The sequence below is a fragment of the Phyllobacterium sp. P30BS-XVII genome, assembly GCF_014138335.1.
Taxonomy (GTDB): Bacteria; Pseudomonadota; Alphaproteobacteria; order Rhizobiales; family Rhizobiaceae; genus Phyllobacterium; species Phyllobacterium meliloti.
Window position 1 is genome coordinate 1 of the sequence record NZ_JACGXO010000011.1, and the last position, 22,362, is coordinate 22,362.

17 protein-coding genes are annotated in these 22,362 nt (G+C 53.1%); 8 read left to right on the forward strand and 9 right to left on the reverse strand.

Annotated features, from left to right (window positions below; genetic code table 11):
* Positions 1-219: 219 nt before the first annotated feature.
* The 3 genes from FHW17_RS23095 to FHW17_RS23105 are packed head-to-tail and all read right to left on the reverse strand — an operon-like array spanning position 220 to position 3,664.
* Entirely contained in the window at positions 220-1,230 is a 1,011-nt protein-coding gene (locus tag FHW17_RS23095) for an HlyD family efflux transporter periplasmic adaptor subunit (protein WP_112526629.1), read from the reverse strand.
* Positions 1,231-1,244: 14 nt separating this feature from the next.
* Positions 1,245-2,522, reverse strand: a complete 1,278-nt coding sequence (locus FHW17_RS23100; RefSeq protein WP_112526627.1) for a glycosyltransferase family 2 protein — start codon at positions 2,520-2,522, stop codon at positions 1,245-1,247.
* On the reverse strand, positions 2,519-3,664 hold the full coding sequence (locus FHW17_RS23105) for a hypothetical protein (protein ID WP_246706999.1): 1,146 nt from the start codon (positions 3,662-3,664) through the stop codon (positions 2,519-2,521). Before FHW17_RS23105 ends, FHW17_RS23100 begins: the two co-directional genes overlap by 4 nt.
* Positions 3,665-4,436: 772 nt before the next feature.
* On the opposite strand from FHW17_RS23105, the gene FHW17_RS23110 reads away from it, so the two are divergent.
* Together FHW17_RS23110 and FHW17_RS23115 are read left to right on the forward strand one after the other, a co-directional pair.
* Complete coding sequence (locus FHW17_RS23110) at positions 4,437-6,455, forward strand: DUF4139 domain-containing protein (RefSeq protein WP_182510915.1); 2,019 nt, start codon at positions 4,437-4,439, stop codon at positions 6,453-6,455.
* Between the two features lie 7 nt (positions 6,456-6,462).
* Entirely contained in the window at positions 6,463-6,999 is a 537-nt protein-coding gene (locus FHW17_RS23115; RefSeq protein WP_210276006.1) for a DUF2867 domain-containing protein, read from the forward strand.
* 136 nt (positions 7,000-7,135) lie between these two features.
* On the opposite strand, the gene FHW17_RS23120 is transcribed toward FHW17_RS23115, so the two are convergent.
* Positions 7,136-7,591 (reverse strand): DMT family transporter, encoded by a 456-nt coding sequence (locus FHW17_RS23120; RefSeq protein WP_182510916.1) that lies wholly within the window; start codon positions 7,589-7,591, stop codon positions 7,136-7,138.
* Between the two features lie 458 nt (positions 7,592-8,049).
* On the opposite strand from FHW17_RS23120, the gene FHW17_RS23125 reads away from it, so the two are divergent.
* The 4 genes from FHW17_RS23125 to FHW17_RS23140 are packed head-to-tail and all read left to right on the forward strand — an operon-like array spanning position 8,050 to position 10,294.
* Complete coding sequence (locus FHW17_RS23125) at positions 8,050-8,580, forward strand: tail fiber protein (RefSeq protein ID WP_182510917.1); 531 nt, start codon at positions 8,050-8,052, stop codon at positions 8,578-8,580.
* Positions 8,581-8,616: 36 nt separating this feature from the next.
* Positions 8,617-9,147 (forward strand): tail fiber protein, encoded by a 531-nt coding sequence (locus FHW17_RS23130; RefSeq protein ID WP_112526617.1) that lies wholly within the window; start codon positions 8,617-8,619, stop codon positions 9,145-9,147.
* A 29-nt stretch (positions 9,148-9,176) separates the two neighbouring features.
* Positions 9,177-9,710 carry a tail fiber protein gene (locus FHW17_RS23135; RefSeq protein WP_112526615.1) on the forward strand — a complete coding sequence of 178 codons (534 nt, stop codon included), beginning with the start codon at positions 9,177-9,179 and terminating at the stop codon, positions 9,708-9,710.
* Positions 9,710-10,294, forward strand: a complete 585-nt coding sequence (locus FHW17_RS23140; RefSeq protein WP_182510918.1) for an N-acetyltransferase — start codon at positions 9,710-9,712, stop codon at positions 10,292-10,294. The genes FHW17_RS23135 and FHW17_RS23140 overlap by 1 nt, the downstream gene beginning before the upstream one ends.
* Here the strand turns inward: FHW17_RS23140 and FHW17_RS23145 are convergent.
* Together FHW17_RS23145 and FHW17_RS23150 are read right to left on the reverse strand one after the other, a co-directional pair.
* Complete coding sequence (locus tag FHW17_RS23145) at positions 10,287-10,580, reverse strand: hypothetical protein (protein WP_112526611.1); 294 nt, start codon at positions 10,578-10,580, stop codon at positions 10,287-10,289. The two genes, FHW17_RS23140 and FHW17_RS23145, sit on opposite strands and share 8 nt — an antisense overlap.
* Before the next feature lie 128 nt (positions 10,581-10,708).
* A complete protein-coding gene (locus FHW17_RS23150; RefSeq protein ID WP_182510919.1) occupies positions 10,709-17,050 on the reverse strand; it encodes a putative Ig domain-containing protein in 6,342 nt (2,113 codons plus the stop codon).
* Between the two features lie 1,510 nt (positions 17,051-18,560).
* Between FHW17_RS23150 and FHW17_RS23160 the strand changes: the two genes are divergently transcribed.
* Both FHW17_RS23160 and FHW17_RS23165 read left to right on the forward strand, forming a co-directional pair.
* On the forward strand, positions 18,561-19,403 hold the full coding sequence (locus FHW17_RS23160; protein ID WP_246707009.1) for an endo alpha-1,4 polygalactosaminidase: 843 nt from the start codon (positions 18,561-18,563) through the stop codon (positions 19,401-19,403).
* Between the two features lie 53 nt (positions 19,404-19,456).
* Complete coding sequence (locus tag FHW17_RS23165) at positions 19,457-19,600, forward strand: hypothetical protein (RefSeq protein WP_162700486.1); 144 nt, start codon at positions 19,457-19,459, stop codon at positions 19,598-19,600.
* A 133-nt stretch (positions 19,601-19,733) separates the two neighbouring features.
* On the opposite strand, the gene FHW17_RS23170 is transcribed toward FHW17_RS23165, so the two are convergent.
* The 3 genes from FHW17_RS23170 to FHW17_RS23180 are packed head-to-tail and all read right to left on the reverse strand — an operon-like array spanning position 19,734 to position 22,092.
* Positions 19,734-21,095, reverse strand: a complete 1,362-nt coding sequence (locus tag FHW17_RS23170) for a HAMP domain-containing sensor histidine kinase (RefSeq protein ID WP_112526603.1) — start codon at positions 21,093-21,095, stop codon at positions 19,734-19,736.
* On the reverse strand, positions 21,092-21,757 hold the full coding sequence (locus tag FHW17_RS23175) for a response regulator transcription factor (protein ID WP_112526601.1): 666 nt from the start codon (positions 21,755-21,757) through the stop codon (positions 21,092-21,094). Before FHW17_RS23175 ends, FHW17_RS23170 begins: the two co-directional genes overlap by 4 nt.
* Before the next feature lie 2 nt (positions 21,758-21,759).
* Positions 21,760-22,092 (reverse strand): PepSY domain-containing protein, encoded by a 333-nt coding sequence (locus FHW17_RS23180; protein ID WP_246707000.1) that lies wholly within the window; start codon positions 22,090-22,092, stop codon positions 21,760-21,762.
* Positions 22,093-22,362 lie beyond the last annotated feature (270 nt).

Sequence of the window (22,362 nt, forward strand, 5' to 3'; positions counted from 1 at the left end):
AGGAATTCGACAATCCGCATGATTCCGCTGATCATGACAGGCGAATTGCTGGTGCGCGCATATTGCGACGCTATCTGATAGGCGACAGGGCTGAGCTTAACGCTCTGTGTTATCTCCTGCGCCCGCCGCAATTTCTGGCCACTACCTGCAGAAGGTTCTTCGATATCGTCGCTCATGAAAACGTCTATCCCGTTAGAGAGGCGCTCAAACTTCTTCGCTCTATCGAGCCCAGCAATAGCCAAACCCACAACCCGAGACCGTCACTTTCTGCGAAACGGCAAACGGATTTTTCTCGGCAAGGGCAATCCGCACAAGTCGTGATCGGTCACGCGGCCGAAACATGTTTTGAAACTCATCAGGCAAGGCATCGGCAACCGTTAAGATGGCGTCGATCGTCCCGTTGGAATATTCTGAGCCGCTGCGGACATTCACAGGCATGCCTTCTTCAATGGAGAACAGATATTGATCCGGCAAATAAGCCAAGATGTACGACTTGCCGCCATTGATCTCCATAAGTTCATCACCAAAGCGCACCACTTGCCCAGGGATTGGTACCTTGGCGCCGAGAACACCGGGCGTGCTGGCGCGCAGATAGCCATCATCATAAATGCCATTCAACTGGGCAATGGCTGCGTTGGAAATCTTACGTGAATTGGCAAGCAGATCGAGTTCAATCTGGGCCGATGTCTCCTGACTGGTAAGGTCAGCAACACGCTCTGCCGCCTGCAGACTGCCACGTAATGCATCGTCCTTCGTCAGCGCGGAAACGATGCCGCGACCGGAAACAGTATCAAACTGAGCTACCGTCGAGGTGCTCTCCCGTGCAGTTCGCTCCGCCAAAGGCATGACTGCCTTGACTGCGGCGAGCTTACCGCGAAGCTGGCCTTCTCTTACCGACAGCTCGCTGTCGCGCAATGCCAGATTAGCAATTTCCTTGACCGTATCGAAGGATTCGAGCCGTAGCAGACGTGTACCGCTCTCAACCTTGTCGCCTTCCTTGACGTAAACTTCTATGACCTTGCCGGGGTAACTTGCACCCACCGCATGCCGCTCCTTGAGCACAGTTCCATCGATCGACAAGACAAACATGCCACCAATCAAATAATAGCCAAGTGAGCCGACAAAAATGAGCACAAGTCCGAGATAAACAAGCCGCCCGAGTTTACCGGATGTCGCACGCTGTTGTTTGCCAAGTGTATCAATGCGAGGATGTTTGTGTAGGCGTTTCACTATTGTCTTCCGTTCTACCAAGGCCTTTCAAGGCGGACTTTGATTGGGGTGTAGTTGTCGCGGTGGGAGCCAGAAAAGACCCACTCATCAATGTAGGCAATCAGACGGACTGGTCGCATGACGTAGGTCATGAAAAGCGAATAGCCGGGAAGAAACAACACATTGCGCCAGAAGACGTTGCGCCCGGTACACCACGCCGAAATGGCAAGAATGGTCAAGTCGATCAAAAGCAGGCCAACTTGCATCCCGATCAGGATGGCGGGAGCAAATGAGCCATATTGAACCATCAGCCAAATCAGGTAGACCGGAAAAATGACTGCACCAATGACATTGAACAATATATAATCCCATTGATGCACGGCCTCCGAAAGCTGGAAGGCCGGGTTCATGGGATTCAGGAGACGCCGGTGCTTGCGAAAGCGAATCCAAATGGCATCGCGCTCCCATCGTAAGCGCTGCCTTATGTATTGAAACGCGGTCACAGGAACATCCGTGTAACAAATCGCATCCGGCGCATACTCGATAAGCCACCCCTTCAGACGAAAACGAATGGTGACGTCAAGATCTTCCCCACCTCCAACGTCAAAACCGCCAACATCGTTCAAGGCAATCCGGCGAAATGCGCTGAACGCGCCCGAGGCGCAAACCACCTGGTTCACAGCACTGGCAATACGTTTGCCAACGGAGATCGACTGTAGATACTCAATCTCCTGAAACTGCGTAATGATACTGGCGCTGCTGTTGCGGGGTGCGATGTCGCCACAGACGGCACCTACTTTGGGGTTCCCAAAGGGTTCGAGCAGATATTCGATTGCGAACCGATCAAACGAACAATCACAATCAACATTGATAATAATGTCACCCTTGGCAAATGCGCATGCCAGGTTGATGCCGCTTGCTTTGCCGCCACGCAGATCGGTTGAAAGAATATGAGAGGCTAATCCCTGCTTTACTAGGCGTTTGCCAACGTCGATCATCTTATCCGTTGAACCGTCGCTCACAATGATGATTTCAAAGCCGGAAATCGATTGTTCATGCAATGAGCGCACACACGCTTCAAGGGAATCTTCTTCATTGTGCCCAACCAGAATAATGCTGATGCTCGGCATTTGCGTACCGGTGTGCATATCCGGAATTGCTTCTGGCTCCGGCGAACGCATAGCCAGCCCCGCAGCAAGGAAGGGTAGAATATATCGGGGAACTTCAAATATGAGTGTGTACCAGAATACGGCGACCAAGCTGATCGTCGTCTGCGCAAGCAGAAAAGCAAAACCAAGTTCAAGTATGTTCACTGCGATGCCGATGCTGGATAGCTGATAAACCTCAGGCTCGCCTCTAGATGATCACTGAGGATATTTTCACAGCGGAGCAGGAGCGCAGTGATATCTGCTTCACTGCCGCTTTCACGATAATCAATCAACAAATAGTCCGCACTTGCGCTCACATGCACCGATCCCGTACCCGCCAGATGGTTCTGAACATTCTCAAGAAACAAGGCGCGCAGACGATTGAATGTCGGTTCGCCCTTCAGCGCAATGATCGAACTTTTTGCATGATAGGTGATTTCAGCAACCGCCAAACTCATGTTGGCATCACTGCGCAACTGGTCCAGACGCTGCGCGAGCGAAATGGGAAGGCCACCGATCATCGGAACGTCAGAAGTCTGAAGGAAATCCGCGCCAGCATCTGTTATCGAATAGGAAAACAGATCGATACGTTTTGCAGAATCCGCATCAATCTTTGCGTTGCAATCCAGGCAAATGAATCCGACCTCTGGCTCTGAAGTCAGAGCAGCGCAATTATTGCAGCGGTGTACATGACCGGGACGATCATAATCCTTTCCATAATTGCGCAGCTGCCGCGAGCATTTTGGGCATATGAGTGCCGTGTCCTGCCGGAAATCCTGTTCCGCCAAAAGCGCTGCGCAGTGAAAATGATGAATGAGTGCGGTTTCCTGCAAATCCGCTGAACGGCATGACGGGCATTCCTCTCGCACACTGAGCCTGCGTGAGCTGCAGCTTCCGCACTCATGCACGCGATCAAAGAATGACTTTCTGAGATAGCCTCGCTTGACCAAACTTTCGGCAATCGGAATGGTCTTTTCAGCGGAAAAGAAGCCGGGATAGCAGACCGCTGTCGGAGCAAGCGGGTAACGCATGCCTGTGATGGAGCGACCGGATACAAAGGTGTGAGCAAGCAATTGCTGCTCCGCCTCGATCGTCTCACGATATTGTGGTGCCAATATCTTCCGCCCCTGCCGAAACCTCAAAATGCAGCGCGCAGTTTCCACCCAAGTACGTGGTTCCATGATATCAAAATGTACGTCGGCAAAGTCGCCAGCGCGACCTTTGACGTCGATGATCGGCAATTGCAGAGCACCGATGACATCACGCAGGTTATGTAGAGGCGAGTTACGGCGTTCATCTGCAAACATAACTGCATCGATATCGTCGCCTTCAGCACGTTCAAACAACCGATCAAAGGATGTTGAGTGCGGAATTGCGATTCTGGGAAACCATCGCACGCGGGGTCTTCTCGTCAAACCAACCTCACGCCAAGAGGCGAGACATTGTTCGATCAATTCATCGATACCAAGCGTAGTAATGGGTTGTGTTACTGCCGAAGCAATAGGTGATGTCGACACTTGATACCTCAAAATTACGTGCGCTCAACGCTCATGCTCGAATGATTATCCAAACAGGCACTAACGCTTCAGTCAGGACTGTTTCGATCTGTTGAGAGGGATTTTCAAATCTTCAAAACCTCGATTGGCCCTCGGCTTATATGCGAGCCGTTGCATGAACCAGACGTGAACAACCAAGCTACCTGACAAGAGCAAGTTCGATGATCGTGATATGCTCGTCAGTCATGAACCAACTGTGGGAAGGAAGCACTTTCTCACCCAGGTCACCCCACAAAAGGCGTCGGCCCTTCACTCTCAATCGCAGCGCTGAGTTTCCATATCTAGCTGGAGTCGAGATGATGAACCACGTAACACCAGAGAATGTAACCGTTACATGTGTTTTGCCGTAAACTCAGACCTTGATCGCGATGAGCTGCCGCCGCATCTAAACTGCCCCTTTAGTGAAGACTTGCTAATTGCCAAACGACATCAGGCGCCACCTGTTGTGTGCCAGTAGACAACAGGCATGAATTGACTAAAGCTGCATAACACTTTGCCCTATTGTCCTTACATAAGGTTTGACATGCGCTCCCCCATTCTTGCCCTTTTGATGGTCACAACAATGATGACCAGCGCCGCTCAGGCTGCCGAACTCGTACTCAAACGCGCCGTGCTTGGTACAGGCGGCGTTGGCTATTTTGAATATGCTGCCGAGGTGGATGGCAATGAACCTCTGCTGTTACGTGCGCGCCTTGATCAGGTCGATGATATCCTCAAGAGCATACTGATCCTGGACCCCGCCGGTCCCGGTTCTGCTACACTCCCCGGCAAGGCTCGCATCGATGATGCCTTTGCCTCACTGCCTTTCGCCAAATCTGACCTTGATACGATGCCGGCGCTGTTCTCCGCGCTTAAAGGGGCGGAAATCAAACTGGCAGGCCCTCGACAAATCGAGGGGCGCATAGCCAGCGTGCAAAGTGAGACCGTCAGTAGCAAGGATGGTGGGGTGACAACGCGCACGCGTGTTTCGGTATTCTCGGGCGCGTCTATTGAACAGTTCATCCTTGAAGAAGCTGAAGGGCTGGAATTCAAGGATGCGCGCCTTGGGGAACAAGTCAGTACCGCACTTGTGGCACTGCGAACCGCTCAAGACCGCACGGGACGCGATATCGCTATCAAGCTCGCTGCAGGAGCGAAACGTACGGTGCGCATCGGCTATGTAGCCGAAACACCCGTGTGGAAAGCAGCCTATCGGCTGACATTGCCGAAGCCGGGCGAAGATCAAGCCCGTCTGCAGGGCTGGGTTGTTCTGGAAAACATGACCGGCAATGCCTGGAAAGATGTGGAAGTGACGTTGTCGTCTGCTGCGCCGGTGACTTTCAGACAGGCGCTGTATGATCCTTATTACGTCACGCGCCAACTGGTTGCTCCACCGGTAAGCCGCGCGGCTCTCCCCCGCGCAGACCAAGGGCAGATTTTTGCTGAGAGCAGACAAGCGCTTGACGGCAGCATGAAGTATCGGGCTGCCCCCTCGCCAGCACAGGCCATACCGGAACAGGCTGCAATCGAACCAATCCCGGGGAAAGACTATTATGGCGGCGGCGATGCTCTGACCGGCCCGCAGGAGCCTGGCAGCACTGCGGAAGAAAACCCTGCTGGTGCCAGCTTCACGCTTTCGTCTCCGGTTACTGTTGGAGCAGGTGAAAGCCTCACGACCCCCTTTGTTGATCTCAATGTGCCGTCGCAATCGGTTGCCTGGTATCAGGGTAGAACACGCAATCCATGGCGCGCGCTGACTTTGAAGAATAATGGCGCGGTATCTTTGCCAGCGGGATCTGCCACGATTTACGATGCAACTGAGGCGGGGCCAATGTTTTCAGGTGAAGCTCAGTTCCCTCTCCTTCCAATGGGTGATTTCCGGTTGATTGGTTTCGGTACAGACCAGAAGATTCTGGTTGACAGCGAGGCCGGTTCTGAATCCACGATTACCAAAATCAAATCGGTCGATGGTACCCTTCAGATCGAAAGCCGCATACGGCAAACGACCACTTACCGGCTCAAAAACGGTTCGACTGATTTGCGCCATGTGGTGATTGAGCACCCTCGCATGGCGGATTGGAAGCTGGTCGAACCCAAACCGGAGGATGCGACCATTGCCGGTCAGGCCTACCGCATTCGCTTTGATGTCGAAGCCGGGAAATCCAAACAGTACAAGGTCGTCCTGGAACGCCCTGAAGTCGAGGCCATCGATATTGGAGAAGTCACCGGCGCCCGCATCCAGGCCCTTATGATCGCGCCGGAACTCGACGCCGAAACCAAAGCCCGCCTGACCACTCTGGCGGAAGCCGCCAAAGCCAGCGATGAGGCAATGGCTGAAATGTCCCAGCTTGAAGAGCGGCGCGATGCTATTATTAACGACCAGACTCGCCTGCGCGAAAATTTGGCATCGGCACCACAAGGATCAGATCTTGCGCGCCTGTATTCACAGAAGATGCTGGCCCAGGAGAATGCTCTCGACCGGCTGGACAATGACATCAAGACAGCGCGCGACCGCTACGAGCAGGCACGCAAATTACTGGGCGACAAAGTCAGAAAACTTTAGGGTAAACATGATGCCAACAAAATACGAGCTTGTCACATCTGTGCCCATACCCGCAGAGGCAACGGTTGGCCATACCTACGAATTAGTACATTTGGCTGACGCCTACTCAATTCCACTTCCAAGTGGCACCCTGACAGACCCCGAGTTGCTAGCGAGATTCCTCTTCTCCCAGCAACCACGTTGGATCGGCACTCTTATAAAAATGCGAGATGCTCTCGTTGCTGGATTAGGTCTCAAGACAGCCCGTCATCTCGAGTCCATTGGCGAACACGACCAGACGAACCGTCTTGGAATATTCAAGATCTATGGCAAAAGCCGTCTTGAAATTGTATTCGGAGAGGACGACAAGCATTTAGACTTTCGTCTATCTGTTCTTTGCACCGGTCCAACGGCAAGGCAAGAGGAGCATCGTCTGGTCTTCACCTCTGTGGTTCACTGTCACAACCGGCTGGGGCGTATTTATATTTTTCTGATCGCGCCGTTTCATCGCCTGGTGGTGCAGGCAAGCCTACGGCAGGCTGCCCGCATCGGCTGGCCATGTTAGCTCAGATTACAGAGATCGATCCCTTCCAAGTTCAATAAATTCTATCGTTAATAAGGCGTTCTTATTTCAACGTGATTAAGTTGAATGAATAGAGAGCGGTAGAATGATCCCGGACATATATCATTCGAAGTCACAGCTAACGCCAAGAGCTGATTTGAGTGAGTACCGCACCCAAAAAAACCAGAACAATGCCTGCCACACGAGGCCAAGTAACGCTGCTTATCGTGATGCCGAAGCCACCAAATTGATCAATGACGGCTGCACCCAACAATTGGCCAAGAACCACAGAAACAAAGAAGGGTGCCACACCCAACTTGGGCACCACAATCAGCGCACCAATAACAAACAGCGCGCCGGCCGCCCCACCAATCAGAGTCCACCACGGTAGAGCAAAGACACGAGACCAATTCACCGTCACGGAGGAATCCGTGGCCAATCGTGCGATAAATACTATGGCCAAGCTAATTGCGATGGAACACGACGCCGCGAGTAGCGGACTGCCCAACTCAGCAGAAATATGAGCATTGATTGGCGGTTGCATCGATATCAAAGCACCAAGACCAAATGCTGCAAAGAGATATAGAAACGCCATGCTATCCCCATAAGATTTGTGGCAGTGAATATCTAATTATCATATGTCATAATATTTTTATACAACTGTCAAGTTTACGAGCTAAGCGAAAGCGTTTTGAACGTTCCAATAAGCGATGCATGGCGATATTTCGGACAGCTGTTGGCAAGCAAATTCGCTGGACCCCACAATCTCACATTGCCCGCCGTCTGATACAGACAACTCTTTCTCCGATAGCAACGTTACTAAGATCATGGGCGCGCGATCGCAACGATAAATATGACTTCGTCAACGAGGCCATAGTTTGAGAAAAATTAATACCTTTAAAAATCCTGTTTCGCAAATAGGAATGACCACCTGTCAAAAATATAAAAATATCTTTGAATTTCTATACATTATCTCAAAGAAATTGTTCTTGCATTTTATGCGCCGTTAGAGCGATGATACCAATCAATATTAAAATATCCGAGGGGTGGGGTATGTCAGAAGTCTTTCTAGGCCAGATTATGCTTGCGGGGTTTCAGTTTGCTCCGAAGGGTTTTGCTTTGAGCAACGGGCAACTGTTGGCCATTAGTCAGAATCAGGCGTTGTTCTCTCTTTTGGGCACCTACTATGGTGGCAATGGGACGACGAACTTTGCTTTGCCAAATATGCAAAGCCGCACGCCAGTCGGGTTTGGATCATCAGTTGATTCCTCGTGGCAGCCCTCGCCCTATCAGATTGGCGAAACCGGCGGCGTCGAAAACGTGACCTTGCTTCAGCAGCAATTACCCGCACACACTCACTTGGCGAACGGGACGTCCAGCAGCGGCACATTGCGCAATCCTAGCAATGCGCTCTATGGCACCAACAGTGCCAATATCTACGCCCCGTCCAACGGAGCCCAGGTTGTGCTGTCGAGTCAGACTGTTACCCCCGCCGGTAATGGTCAGCCACATGCCAACATACAGCCCTATGACGTCATCAACTATTGCATTGCGCTGTCTGGAATTTTCCCGTCGCGCAATTAACGACCTCTCATCAACCCATCGTACGGAGGACCAACGATGAGCACTCCCTATGTCGGAGAAATCCGGCTTTTTGGCTTTTCCCGAGTGCCCAACGGGTGGCTGCCCTGCAATAACTCATTGCAGCCCATCTCGGAATACGAGACGTTGTTCGTTCTGATTGGCACGACCTATGGCGGCGATGGACAGACGACGTTTGCCATGCCCAATCTTTGTGGACGCGTACCGATCCATCAAGGTACCGGCCAGGGCCTATCGACATATGTGATCGGCCAGTCCGCCGGCAGCGAAAATGTCACGCTTTTGCCCACGCAAATGCCGACGCACACGCATCCCTACTTTGCCACAACCGGCCTCGCCAACACCGCATCAATAGGGCCTACAGCCGAGCTGGGCGCTATCGTCGGTGACACGATGTATGCTACCGATCTGAGTGGTGCCACCGGAATTCGAACATCACCAGCATCAACCCAGATGAGCGGATCGACCATCATGCATGACAATACGATGCCGACCCTGACGGTGCAATATTGCATCGCCTACGCAGGCATCTTTCCCTCACAGAACTGACCCGTGCCATCTAGATCAAGGACACTGCAATGACAGAACCTTTCATCGGTGAGATCCAACTGTTCGGCTTCAACTTTCCTCCGCGGGGCTGGGCCTCCTGTAATGGCGCTACACTTGCCATCCAGCAGAATACGGCCTTGTTCTCTCTGCTCGGCATCCAGTATGGCGGCAATGGCACAACCACATTTCAGCTGCCCAATTTCACCAATCGCGCGGGCTGCAACCAGGGCCAGGGCGCAGGTCTGACCCCGCGAACCATCGGCCAAACCTTTGGCAGCAACAACATAACGCTGACGCAAGCGGAGATGCCGGCACATGCGCATTCTCTAACGATCTATAATCAAAGCGAACCCAGCAAACGAGCACCCTCGCCCAGTTCGGGAAATGGTTTGAGCGTGCCGAATTCGAGCAGTCCGTTTCTGCCCAATGTGCAACCGAACACACAGTTCGCACAAAATGTCATCGGCGTTGCAGGTAGCAGTCAACCGCATGAAAACCGTCAGCCTTATCTGGCAATCAACTTTAGCATCGCACTGGCCGGCATATTTCCATCTTTCAGCTGATGAAAGACGCAGGGGCAGGCCAGCTGCCGGAATTTCCGGCTCGACCGTGGAGTGACAGGCTCGCTGTTGCGGCGTGTGTCCTGCGCCCTGCGGCGCTCGATGACCTGCCATTTCTACATCGGCTTTATCATTCGTTCCGCAAAGATGAACTGGCTCACATACCATGGCCACAGGAACATAAGGACGCATTTCTGGACCAGCAATTTGCTCTGCAGCACCGCTATTACATTGCTGCATTTCCGCAAACGGATTTCCTGATCATCGAGAAGGACCGCATGTCAGTCGGCCGCCTCTATATCCAGATGGCTGCGCACAATTGGCATATTATCGATATCGGGCTCTTACCCGAATGGCGCAATCGGGGGATGGGATCTGCCATATTATCCAGCATCCAGAATGCGGCAATCGCCGGGAACGCCGGTGGTATTGTCCTGCATGTCGATCAAAACAACAGACGCGCGCTCGGCCTTTACGAGGCTTTTGGATTCAAGGCCGCCGATACCAGCGATACCCACATACGGATGGAATGGCTTCCGTCTCAGGATACGTCAGAACCAACGGATGCATCGTCAGCCGTCAGTTAAAGATCGCCTGATAGATGATGCCGTCCTTATCACGGGCGACGGGCACCAGAAAGATATCGAGAATTCCAAGTGCAGCATTCTTCAACCTGTAAATCTTTTGCGGCAGCAGAACCTTTGACTCGCTGCGGAACAACAGAGAAAACGGTGATCGTCTCATTCCGGTAAAGCCGCGTTCAGGCAAAGGCCGTGCCTCGGTCAACGTGAAAACAAGAGAGCCGGTTCCCATATCGATCTCAAACCCTTCGCCGACACAGCGGGCGAAATGATCCAGCGTTACAATCTCCATCCCAACCTCAATTGCTTGCGCGAACCTTTATTGCAGCAGTTTATTCTCTGCGTTTGAACCGAACGCTATCGAGAGATTGGGGAGAAGCAAACAGCTCCTCCCCGAGATCTTCCACGCCTCAACATCCGTTAGAACTTCTTACCGACACGCAGCCCGAATGCATGGTTCTGATTGTCTGCCCCGACGGTTGTTCGGTAGTCAAAATTCGCGTTCCAGTCTGTATCAAGTTGTGCATCGAGCGAAAGACCGAGCGTGACATAGTCACTGCCGCTGCTCTCGGTATTCAAGTCGTAGGGAAGTCCTGCCGTATCGGCATAACCGAGCCTGATCTGGCTTGATCCTTCAAAGTCGTGCGTATACTCCGCACGGGCACCCGGCTTCAACGCACCCCACTCCATCGGAATGGTGTATTCCATGCGCAGGCCAAGAATACCCGACAATGTATCGACAGTCTGGTCGCCATATTTCAGCGCATAGGCACCACCGCTTTTTTCGGTGAAGCCATTCAGCCACGACCGGGAGAAATCAAACCGGCCATAAGGCGACACCAGCCAGCCATCCTTGCGGTGCTCGTAACTTGCGGTAAGCGATCCGAATATCTGCTGGCCGTCGCGATCACCGGAGGCAAAATCGCCGGTGGACGTGATATAGCGCCGACTGCTGAAATCCAGCCAGCTTCCGCCGATCAAACCGTCGATGAAGACCGATTTAACCGGTGAGTAGCTGCCATAGATTGCAGCACTATAGGCATGAGCGCGGCTTTCGGTGCCGTTGTCACCAATATCGGATGCATCGCGGCCATAACCAAAACCAAAACCGGCGACGAACTTTTTGGAGAACCGGTAGTCCATACCGGCACTCACACCGACCGTCGTATAATCGAAATCCAGATTCCGATCATTGCGATCACCGAAATTCACGAAACCGCCCGTCCACACTGCCAGTCGGCCAAGGTTTAAGTCCGGGGCCGGCTGGTTCTGCTTCTTGCGGTTCTCTTCGGCGAACGAATACATGGAAAAATCAGGCGCACCATTCGACAATCCGGGAGCGGAATTTGATTGCATCAGTGTGCGGAACGGTTCGTCCATTTCATCCGGCCCGTTCTCCTGCGCATAGTCGAGTCTTATGGCCATGCTGTTGTTGCGCCGGTCACCTTCATCATGCAATTGCTCAAGGCGCGAATTGAAGTTCTGGATCTGGTTGGCAGCAAAGCGTTTGGCACTGTCCGCCTGTGCGGTCAGCAAACCGATGACCTCTGGGTCCTTCGACGGGTCCGGACGAGCTGTAACGATAAAGGTGATCGTCGCCGGGTTCGACGTGCCATAGGGGTTCGACAGCGTGTACTGCACCAGCAGATTACCGGCATAGTTGGGATCAGATGCATAAACCATGTCAAAGGCCGGCTGGCTTGCGGCAATGCTCACCGGACCGGCCGAACTGTCGGAAATGCTGACAACGCGCGCGTTGGAGAAGGGCCCGCCCGTCGATCCCTGCGTCAGGTCAACATGGACTGTCTGTCCCGCCAGCACTTCCACCGTACGCGTTGCCGCCACTGGCGCTGGCGGCAGACGGCGCACCGTGACCTCATAGGTCTTCGTCGTTGTATTGTCCTGTGCCGTGACGACAACTGCGATGCGGGTCTGTCCGACAGGCAGCTGTATCGCGGCACTGGATGAACCGGAACCAACAGTTTGGCCCTGAACGGTGATGGTCGCACTGGGTGCGGTCGCCGTTGGCGTCAGAGCCATGGTCTCGGTAGTATTGGGCACTTCGATCGTATAGCTGGTGACTGAGGACGAGAAACCGGGTTGCAGTGTTCCCGAACTTGGCGATAGAGCCGACAGGTCTGCAATCGCCACCGGCGCGGCCACGTTGAATGTCACTGTTGCATTATTTGCGCCGCCCGGGCCGGTTGCCGCAAAGACCAGACTGTCGGTCCCGCTGAACGTGCTGTTGGGCGTATAGGTGGCATTTCCGCTCTCGCTCACCCCAGCCGTGCCGTTGGACGGTGCTGTTACGAGAGAATAGGTTAATGGACCTGCCCCTGTCGCCGTGACCGTAAAGGCTTTTGCCTGATTGAAGGCGACAGCGACGGTTTGTGGCTGAGCCACCGGCGGTGCCACGTTGACGGTTATGGTCACAAGAGCCGGCGCTGACGTACCGGTTGCATTGGTTGCGGTATAGGTGAATGAAGTCGTACCGGAGAAGCCTGTAGCAGGCTGGTATGTTATCGAGGTGCCGCTGGCCACAGCTGTACCGGAAGACGGTGCAGCGGCAATGGCGACGGATGTGGCGTTGCCTGTGATGTTGAGCGTGATCGGATTGGCGCCGCTGTTGAAAGGTACTGTCGCTGCAACAGGATTTGCCACCGGTATGGCGTCAACAACGGTCACTGAATAGTTTTGCGTGAGCGTGAATGGCCCAGTTCCCGTCGAACTGTCGGTTGCGGTAATGGCAAAATTGGTATTGCCAATTGCTGTGGGTGTTCCATTCAGAACGCCGCCCGTCGACAGAGACAGACCCGCTGGCAAGGCACCGGTCGAGACAGCATAGGTATAGGCCGCCGTACCACCCGATGCCGCAAACGTTTGGCTATAGGCCGTACCTACAGTCCCGCCCGGCAAGGCACCTGCAGCCGGTGTCAAAGTGAGCGTTGGCGTACCAATCACTATCGTAACCGTGGCTGGTGCCGAAGTGCCTGACGCATTCGTCGCCGTATAAGTGAAACTGTCAGTTCCGGAATGTCCGGCCGTCGGGGTGTAAGTGATCGCCGTCCCCGAAGCTGTCGCGGTGCCAAACGTCGGTGAACTGGCTACTGCAACCGAAGCCGCGGCGCCGCCGTTGATGTTGAGCGTGATCGGATTGGCATTTGAGTTGTAGGCAACCGTCGCGGAGACTGCGTTCGCAACTGGGGGTGCCACGACAACCGCCAATGAATACGTCTGGCTTGCCGTATATGGCCCGGGAGCACCGCTGCTATCCGTTGCTGTAACAGTGAAATTAACGTTGCCAATCGCCGTCGGTGTTCCGCTGATGACACCGGCTGCCGACAGGCTAAGACCAGCCGGTAAGGTGCCGGTTGTAACAGCATAGCTATAGGGAGCCGTACCGCCGCTCGCCCCATTGAGCGTGGCCGAATAGGCTGTACCAACAACACCACCCGCAAGCGTCGTCGGGGGCAAGGTGATGGTTGGTGCGTTGACGATCAGCGTATACGACCGGCTGCCCGTCGCGGGCCCACTGCCTGTGCTGCTATCGGTCGCTGTAACAGTGAAGTTGGCATTGACCTGTGCTGTTGGCGTTCCGCTGAGAACACCTGTTCCTGGGTTCAGCGTAATACCTGCTGGCAGGCTGCCGGACGTAATTGTGAACGTATAGGGAGCAATGCCTGCACTCGCGCTGACTGTTTGCGAATAGGGAACGGCCACCGTTCCCGCAGCCAATGTTTCGGGACTGACAATGACAGTTCCAGTATTGATGGCCCAGGTATAAGTTTGGCTACCGGTAAAGCCATTGGCATCAGTTGCTCTAATGGTGGTTGAAAATGTCCCCGATGATGTTGGTGTTCCAGAGAACTGACCGGCCGAGTTGAATGAAACCCCAACAGGCAAACTGCCCGCAGTCAAAGAGAAGCTGTAAGGCGCGGCTCCACCTGTGGCTGACACAGCGGCAGCATAGGGCGTACCAGTTGCACCATTGGGTAGTGTCGCAGGCGCCACGATGATCGTCGGTGCATTGATAATCCAGTTATAGACCTGCACGGCAGTAAAGCCGTTGGCATCGGTCGCCCTAATGGTGGTTGAAAATGATCCGGATGCTGTCGGTGTTCCAGAGAATTGACCGGCCGAGTTAAACGAAACTCCGATCGGCAAACTGCCTGACGTCAAGGAGAAACTATAGGGCGCTGCACCACCCGTGGCTGACAAAGTGGCAGCATAGGGCGTACCGGCTGTGCCATTGGGCAATGTCGTGGGTGTTATGGCAATTGTTGGTGCAGCAATGTCCCAGGTATAGGCCCGTGTGCCGGTCTGCCCGTGGGCGTCGGTCACAGTGATTGTCGTTGAAAACGTTCCCGATACGGTTGGCGTTCCGGAGAATTCACCGGCCGAGTTGAACGAAACTCCGACTGGTAAACTGCCGCTGGTCAATGCGAAGCTATAGGGGCCAATGCCTCCGGAGGCAGAGAGCGTAGCAGCATAGGACGTACCGGCAGTGCCATTGGGCAGTGTTGCGGGCGCCACTGTAATTGTTGGTGCAGATACCGACAATACGTAGTTCTGGGTTCGAGCGAAGGGCGCACCTGTGCCTGTCGAACTATCGGTTGCGCGAATGCTGACAGTATATAATCCGGGTTGCGTCGGCGTGCCCGACAACGTGCCAGCTGAGTTTAAGCTTATCCCTACCGGTAGAGCACCCGCCGAAAGGCTATAGTTGTAGGGTGCCGTTCCTCCGAATGCGACAAATGCTTGCGAGTAAACCTGGCCATAAGACAGCACAAGCGTTCCTGCTGGCGGTGTCATTGAGAGCGTAGGCGCAGCGATGGTCAGCGAATAGCTTCGGCTGGCCGTCATAGAAGCGCTGTCGGTGGCCATGAGCGTGAAGTTGAACGTACCTGCTGCCGTGGGTGTTCCCGAGATGCCGCCGCTCGATGAGACAGAGACACCAGTGGGCAGTCCTCCGGCTGTGAGTGCATATGTATAAGGCGCAGTGCCGCCTGTCGCAGGGTTGATGGAGGCGGAATACGCCACACCGACTTGACCGTTTGCGAGAGTGGTGGCAGGCAAGATAAGCGCATCTGGATCAACGGTCAGCGAATAGTTTTGCGTAACGCTGAACGGACCACTTCCGGTCGAGCTGTCGGTGGCCGTGACAGAGAAACTGAACGGACCAGCTGTCGTCGGCGTACCACTGAGGACACCGCCTGACAGGATAAGCCCGGCGGGCAAGGCGCCAGCAGTGACGGCATAGCTATAGGCGGCTGTGCCCCCAGATGCGGTGAATGTCTGGCTATAAGCTGCACCGACAGTTGCATCAGGCAACGCACCTGACGCCGGAGCCAAAGCCAATGTGGGCGGGCTGATGGTAATCGTAACCGTGGCCGGCGCCGACGTGCCGGTAGCATTTGTCGCTGTATAGGTGAAACTATCAGGTCCGGCGCGTCCAGTTATTGGCGTATAGGTTATGGATGTCCCCGACGCTGTAGCGGTACCATTTGTGCCTTGGGTGCCAACCGCGACCGAGATCGCTACGCCGCCCGTGATGTTCAGCGTGATCGGATTGGCAGACGAATTATAAGCGACCGCTGCCGAGACAGGATTCGCAATCGGTGCTGGCGGATTGACAGTCAGGGAATAATTTCGAGTGACTGTGAATGGCCCAGTTCCCGTCGAGCTGTCGGTTGCCGTAATTGAGAAACTAAACGGACCAGCTGTCGACGGCGTGCCGCTGAGAGTACCGTTTGACAGGTTCAGATTAAGACCCGCAGGCAAGGCACCAGCCGTGATGGCATAGCTATAGGGAATCTTGCCGCCAGATGGTGTGAACGTCTGTGTATAGGCAGTGCCAACAGTTGCAGCGGGCAAGGCGCCAGACGCCGGGGACATCGCCAGTGTAGGCGGACTGATCGTGATCGACACCGTTGCAGGCGTCGAGGTGCCGCCTGCATTTGTTGCCGTATAGGTAAAGCTATCAGGTCCGGCATATCCGGCTGTTGGGGTGTAAGTTATCGACGTTCCCGAAGCTGTGGCGGTGCCGTGCGTCGCCTGACTGCCAACGGCAACCGAAGTGGCGGCGCTACCCGTAAGATTGAGGGTAATCGGATTGGCACTCGAATTATAAGCGACAACAGCCGAGACCGCATTGGCAACCGGCGGCGCCACATTGGCTACGGTGACCGTGACAGTGTCCAATTTGAAGAATGGGCAGTTACAATCCGAACTGGTGCTGCTCTCTCTGGCTACGATATCAAACGTATAGGTTCCAGCTGCACTTGGTGTCCCTGTCAGACTGCCATTTGATGCAAGACTGATACCGGGAGGTAAAGTCCCGGTATTGACGTTGTAGCTATAAGGCGCAATGCCACCTGTGGTCGTGAATGATATGGTGCTCGGCTGCCCTACAGCCAAAGTCGGATTGAGTGGTGACGTTGTCAAAATTGGATTGGCGACCGTAGCACCGTAGGATTTCTGAGCCGTTGCACCCACATTGTCGGTCGCCTGAACGACCAGTGTATGCGCCCCTCGCTCCGTTGGCGTGCCCGACAACGTGCTCCCGCTGAGGTTTATTCCCGGCACACCACCTGACACAAGCGAGAACGTATAGGGTGCAACCCCACCACTGGCCGAAAGGCTTTGGTTGAAGCTGACGCCAGCCCGCATGGAGCCAAGTGCCCCGGGGGAAATGGTCATCGTCGAGGCGGGGCCAATCGTAACATTGACGAGAATGGATTGCGCAGAAGCGCCAGCAAGCACAAAACTGTCAGTCGTTGCGACATCAGCTCCGCCATTGTGCGAATATTGAATAAGGCCCGAGTTTATATTCAGTACTGTGATTGTTCCGTGTTGCGGTTGTGTTGTGACTGAGGGGTTATTCAGGCCGAACGGATCACAAGTCACTGTGAGCTGTGTAGAGCCTCCGTGAACAACCGAAATGTTATAGGGGCCGCAATTTTGCGCCGAGGCCTGATTTGAAAATAACAAGCTCGCGCCAATAAGCAGGAAAAAGCCCATACAGACCATCAGAAGGTTGTCCGGAACACGACTGATCCGGCCATCAAAAGCTGGCACTTCCCCCATATTCCCCATCTCGCCCCCCAGCAGAGAATTTGATCAGGCTTAAAGTAAGCTGAGATCAACCCAAATTATTAATGTCTAGATATCAAATACAACTGATATCTCAACTCAAAGACATTGAATGCCGCGTCAAAAAAATAAGTCAATATGCATACGATGCAATCACTATTATTCGTTTCAATAATGATAAATAATAATTCACTGTGACAAAGCCGCTACTGAGTCGATATAAAATTTCATATTTCTCGTAATAAAAAATAACTTTTATAATTATAAAAATAAATAATCTCCATAAATTATAAATTTCAATTATACAGCATTAAATACACATTATAGTAATTTACTACTGTATAATTTTGTAAAAATTGGCAATATAAAATAAAATCCCGCTTTATTAATGTTATAAATATTATATCAATATAAATACGACAGATCTATTTTGATGTTTTCCCTACCCATTTTGACAGGTGCAAATCTTCCCACCTAGGTTTTTCTGCATGGTTTGAGATGATATTCCGATCAATTCATCGGACAATCCGCTTCCAACTCGGATCGTGTTTAATGGGCCTAAATCATTTCATGTCAGGCGTTGTGATTCTGATCGCGACATGGTGCAAAATTAACAGCTTAACCACGTAGCCGGCCCTCTTCGGTGAGATATCGCTCGTGCGCAATTGCGGAAGAATTGGCACAAGAGGACACGAGCAGATGGACACCTTCTCCAACTCATCCGAGTTAGAGAAAGCCCATAGAGGCTCACACGTCAGAAACGCCGCACAGCTACCGCTAACAATTGCTTGGAAACGGCGGTGACCGCGCACTTTATTTAAACCTATCGGTGACAATCCGTATGTTGTTGCCGACCGAGGGTGGGAATGTCAGACTTATTTTGTTCGACGACTGATTTGCGCCCTGATTTCGGACCTTTATAAATGCAGTTCAAAGACCAGTAAGCTGCCGTTAACGCTGCGCGGAGTGCTATTAACGCGGACATTAATGGAACTCTTGTAACTGAGCCTAACAACGTGACATCTGCTTATCAGAAGCTGCTTCATTACTCTTGACCGTCGTTCTGCAAGCGACAAATATACGGATTTAGCTGACTCAGACCGTAACCAGTCCGTCAAATGATCACGCCAGAGCGCCGTGCTCGAGGCGGGGAACTCAGCTAGATAAGGTCTTGATCGAAATGCGTACTCAATGGTTCCAAACGGCGATGATCGCCGTCGTCGCTACAGGCTGCGGTGTTTTGTCTGCAAATGCTCAAACAATCACACTGCCTCCCGCTCATGGCAAATTCGACTACCAGATTGGAGGCAACTACAACCCGCAAGGCAATGTGAAGATCGTTGTCCGGGACAGAACGGTTGCCCCTGTAAAAGACAAATACAACATCTGTTACGTGAATGCTTTCCAGACGCAACCGAAGCTGAAAAAGTGGTGGACAACAAAGCATCCTGATCTGCTGGTCAAAAAGAATGGTGAATACGTTACCGATCCAAAATGGACGGATGAATATATATTGGATGTCTCAACAGTCGTAAAACAAAAGAAACTCATGGACATAATCGGTCCCTGGATCGACCAATGCGCGGCTGATGGCTTCAAGGCCATCGAACCCGACAATCTCGATTCATGGGATAGATCCAAAGGCGTTTTGTCACCAGAAACCAATACCAAGTTTGCCAAGCTGCTGGTCAAACGGGCTCACGATGCCTATCTCGCCATTGCCCAGAAGAACGCTTCGGAACTTGCACCCAAAGGACCGAATGAGATCCGCTTTGATTTTGCGATTATCGAAGAATGCGAATACGAGAAGGAATGCAGCGAGTACACCAAGGTGTATGGCAATCAGGTTTACGAGATCGAGTACAATGACAACAACAAGGATCATAATGGCAAGCCCGTTGATCCCGTACGTTTTTTTAATGCTGCATGCGACGCACGCGGTGACAAAATTTCTATCCTCTATCGTGACCGCAAGGTCGTTCGGAACACTTCGCCCGATTACGAATACGAAGTGTGCGATTAACCAGAATCACATCCAGACGGGCAGACAATCTGCCCGCCCCCACAAAGGATCATTTGCTCTTATTCTGCCAATGGAATTTCAAGGAGCCGGGCCGCATCCCTGCAATCGACCAGATCATGGATCAACGCCTCGATCCATTCCATGTCATCGGTATAGCCGATGGTGCGGCCTTCGACTTTGATGCGATAGGCAAATGAAGACCGCCTAGATCACCATAGGACACGGGGAAGGCAATGTCCGGGCTGCGATGTTGAGGGCTGCACCCTGCCCGTCGATGAGCCTCGGCATCTGTCAGGATGACATTTTTACTTTGCACACAACGCGACATTTCTAACTGGCTGCTACACTTGGCAAGCGGATGATGACTTCAAGTCCACCATGATTAGAACATTTAAACGCAATCGTTCCGTTGTTGAGGGAGACAATTTCAGAAGCAATCGCCAGGCCAAGCCCAGTGCCTGTGCCTGTCTCGTCCAACCGCCTGTCACGTCGACCAATCGTACTGTGATCTGAAACCTGAATGCCCGGACCATCGTCGGATATTTGCCATTCGACAAACGCGCCGTCCTGCTTAGCCTTGATGTGAATTTGCGTGTTCGCCCATTGCGCAGCGTTCTCCAGTATCACACCGACAAGCTCAACAAGGTCGTTTACGTCGATGTCGACGTTCAGACCATCCATGACATTAACGACCCAGACCAGCTGTTCGCCTTTGGGTGTTCTTTTCAACACCGCAATCGTGCGGGGAACCACGCTGCTTAATGACGCGCTGAGTGCATGCATCCGAACGCGTTGACGCAGTCGGACCAGTCTTAACTGATAATCTATCCGGTCACGCATCTCGTTCGTCAGATCGATGATAGATGCTGCACTACGCGTGTTGCCGTCTTTTTCGAGCTCATAGGCAATCGTGCCCAACACGGTGAGCGGAGTTTTAAGCCCGTGAGCAAGATCGGACGCACGGGATCGCGCAAAATCCATAGATTTCTGTTGCATGGCAAGGAGAGCATTTACTTCGCCGACCACAGCTGCAACTTCCAGCGGGTAGATGGCATCGATTGAAGAAGCAACACCATTGCGGATGCTTTCAATATCCTTACGCAATTTCTTAAACGGAAAAAGACCGAACTGCACCTGCAAGATGACGGCAACGACAAGGACGAGGCCGAGGACCAGAAGTGCTAAGGCCAGTTCCCGCCCAAATCGGGTGATCGCTTCATCGAGGATAGACCTGTCTTGAGCGACAATGATCTGAAAGCGCCGTTCATCTTTGGTCTTTGCAAAGCGTGCCGTAAGGGACAATGCAAGCAATGATTGGCCCACCGGCCCTTGAACGGTAGAAAGCTGCCCGCCTTCTTTTGACGGGCTAACCTTGAGAACATAATCCCAGAGGGATCGTGAGCGGATGTTTTGCTGGGTACCAAGATCTGTTATCTGCCAATAGAGACCGCTGACGGGTGTCTGATAGCGTGGATCAGGCAAAGCGCCGGTAAGCAAAGGTGAGGCACCGGGCGCGTCCGGATTGATCAAGGCGACAAGGCGCGACATTGTCGCCGATAAATCTGCGGACGCGCCGCGCTCCACATTATTGGTGAATAGATATCCGATAGTTACACCAGCCAATACGAGGGCAATGGCAATCCAGATACCAGCTCCCAGTATAAGACGAACCCGTAAAGACCGGATTCTCAAGGGGCATCCCCACCGAGAATATACCCAAAGCCACGACGTGTTGCGATGATATCGGCACCTAATCTCTTGCGCAGGCGACCAACCAAGACTTCAATGGCGTTCGAACCACCCTCGAAGTCCTGCGTGTAGAGATGTTCGGTAATCTCGATCTGTGAAACGACACGTCCGCCCTGGTGTGCCATGAAAGCGAGCAGCCGGTATTCTTGTGGTGTCAATACGATTGGAACGCCTGCGCGCGAGACCTGTCTCATCCGTGTGTCGAGAACCAGTTCGCCAATTTCAATCTGAGATGATGCAAAGCCACCTGCCCGGCGCACGATCGCGCGTATGCGTGCCACAACCTCCTCCATCCGGAAAGGTTTAACAACATAATCGTCAGCGCCGGACTCAATTCCTTCCACTCTTTCGTCCCATTGTCCGCGCGCGGTAAGAATCAATACGGGAACGTTACGTCCTGTGCGGCGCCACCGCTTCAGGATCGTCAAGCCATCCAGTGTTGGAAGGCCCAGATCAAGGATCACGGCATCGAATGTCTCGGTGTCACCACGAAACCAGGCATCTTCTCCATCCCTGGCATATTCCGCGAGGAAACCGGCGGCCGATAGTGCTGCGCCAAGTGACTCTGCTATGCGGCGGTCATCTTCGGCAACAAGTATGCGCATGTTTACCTCACTCTTATGAGTTTGCCTGTACGGGCATTGAAAGAATAGCGGCTGACTTCGCTGTTGGTCTCGAGCACCTTTAACTCATACTGGAGAACGCCCTTCACGGGGCGCAACCGTGCGTCAATGATCTGGCCGTTGGTAAGGCGGCGGGCAATGGTTACAATGTCGGCCAGTGGGAGGGCTCTATTGGCTTGGACGGCTCTTAAAGCGCCATTTGGTCCAACAAATTTCTCGTCGGGCCGGTTGCCTCCGGAACCATCGGGGTAAGATCGCTGATCGCCTTCGGAATCATCCGAATCGGAGACCCCATCGTCCGAGTCCGATCCACCCACAGTGCCACCGTCGCTCGGAGAACCATCCGAATCTCCCTCGTCGGAGATTTGGATGTAATGAACACCCTCTACGTCACTTGTCCATTCGTGTGCTTGCACCGCCTTGGGAAGGTGTAGTGCCAGGACAACAACCGCACACCGTAGCAAGGCTCTCAGGGGCCGAAAACGCACTCGCATCCTCCTAAAACCATCTAAGCCCGTCAAGGAGATAGCTTAGTTCAATGAAGCTGACAATTCGCTGACAACGCACTCACGCGTTTTTCAGGCATC

Coding starts and splice junctions, on each gene's coding strand:
- FHW17_RS23105 (WP_246706999.1), bottom strand. CDS start 3,664: ATGTTTGCAGATGAACGCCGTAACTCGCCTCTACATAACCTGCGTGAT.
- FHW17_RS23110 (WP_182510915.1), top strand. CDS start 4,437: ATGCGCTCCCCCATTCTTGCCCTTTTGATGGTCACAACAATGATGACC.
- FHW17_RS23115 (WP_210276006.1), top strand. CDS start 6,463: ATGATGCCAACAAAATACGAGCTTGTCACATCTGTGCCCATACCCGCA.
- FHW17_RS23120 (WP_182510916.1), bottom strand. CDS start 7,591: ATGGCGTTTCTATATCTCTTTGCAGCATTTGGTCTTGGTGCTTTGATA.
- FHW17_RS23125 (WP_182510917.1), top strand. CDS start 8,050: ATGTCAGAAGTCTTTCTAGGCCAGATTATGCTTGCGGGGTTTCAGTTT.
- FHW17_RS23130 (WP_112526617.1), top strand. CDS start 8,617: ATGAGCACTCCCTATGTCGGAGAAATCCGGCTTTTTGGCTTTTCCCGA.
- FHW17_RS23135 (WP_112526615.1), top strand. CDS start 9,177: ATGACAGAACCTTTCATCGGTGAGATCCAACTGTTCGGCTTCAACTTT.
- FHW17_RS23140 (WP_182510918.1), top strand. CDS start 9,710: ATGAAAGACGCAGGGGCAGGCCAGCTGCCGGAATTTCCGGCTCGACCG.
- FHW17_RS23145 (WP_112526611.1), bottom strand. CDS start 10,580: ATGGAGATTGTAACGCTGGATCATTTCGCCCGCTGTGTCGGCGAAGGG.
- FHW17_RS23160 (WP_246707009.1), top strand. CDS start 18,561: ATGCGTACTCAATGGTTCCAAACGGCGATGATCGCCGTCGTCGCTACA.
- FHW17_RS23175 (WP_112526601.1), bottom strand. CDS start 21,757: ATGCGCATACTTGTTGCCGAAGATGACCGCCGCATAGCAGAGTCACTT.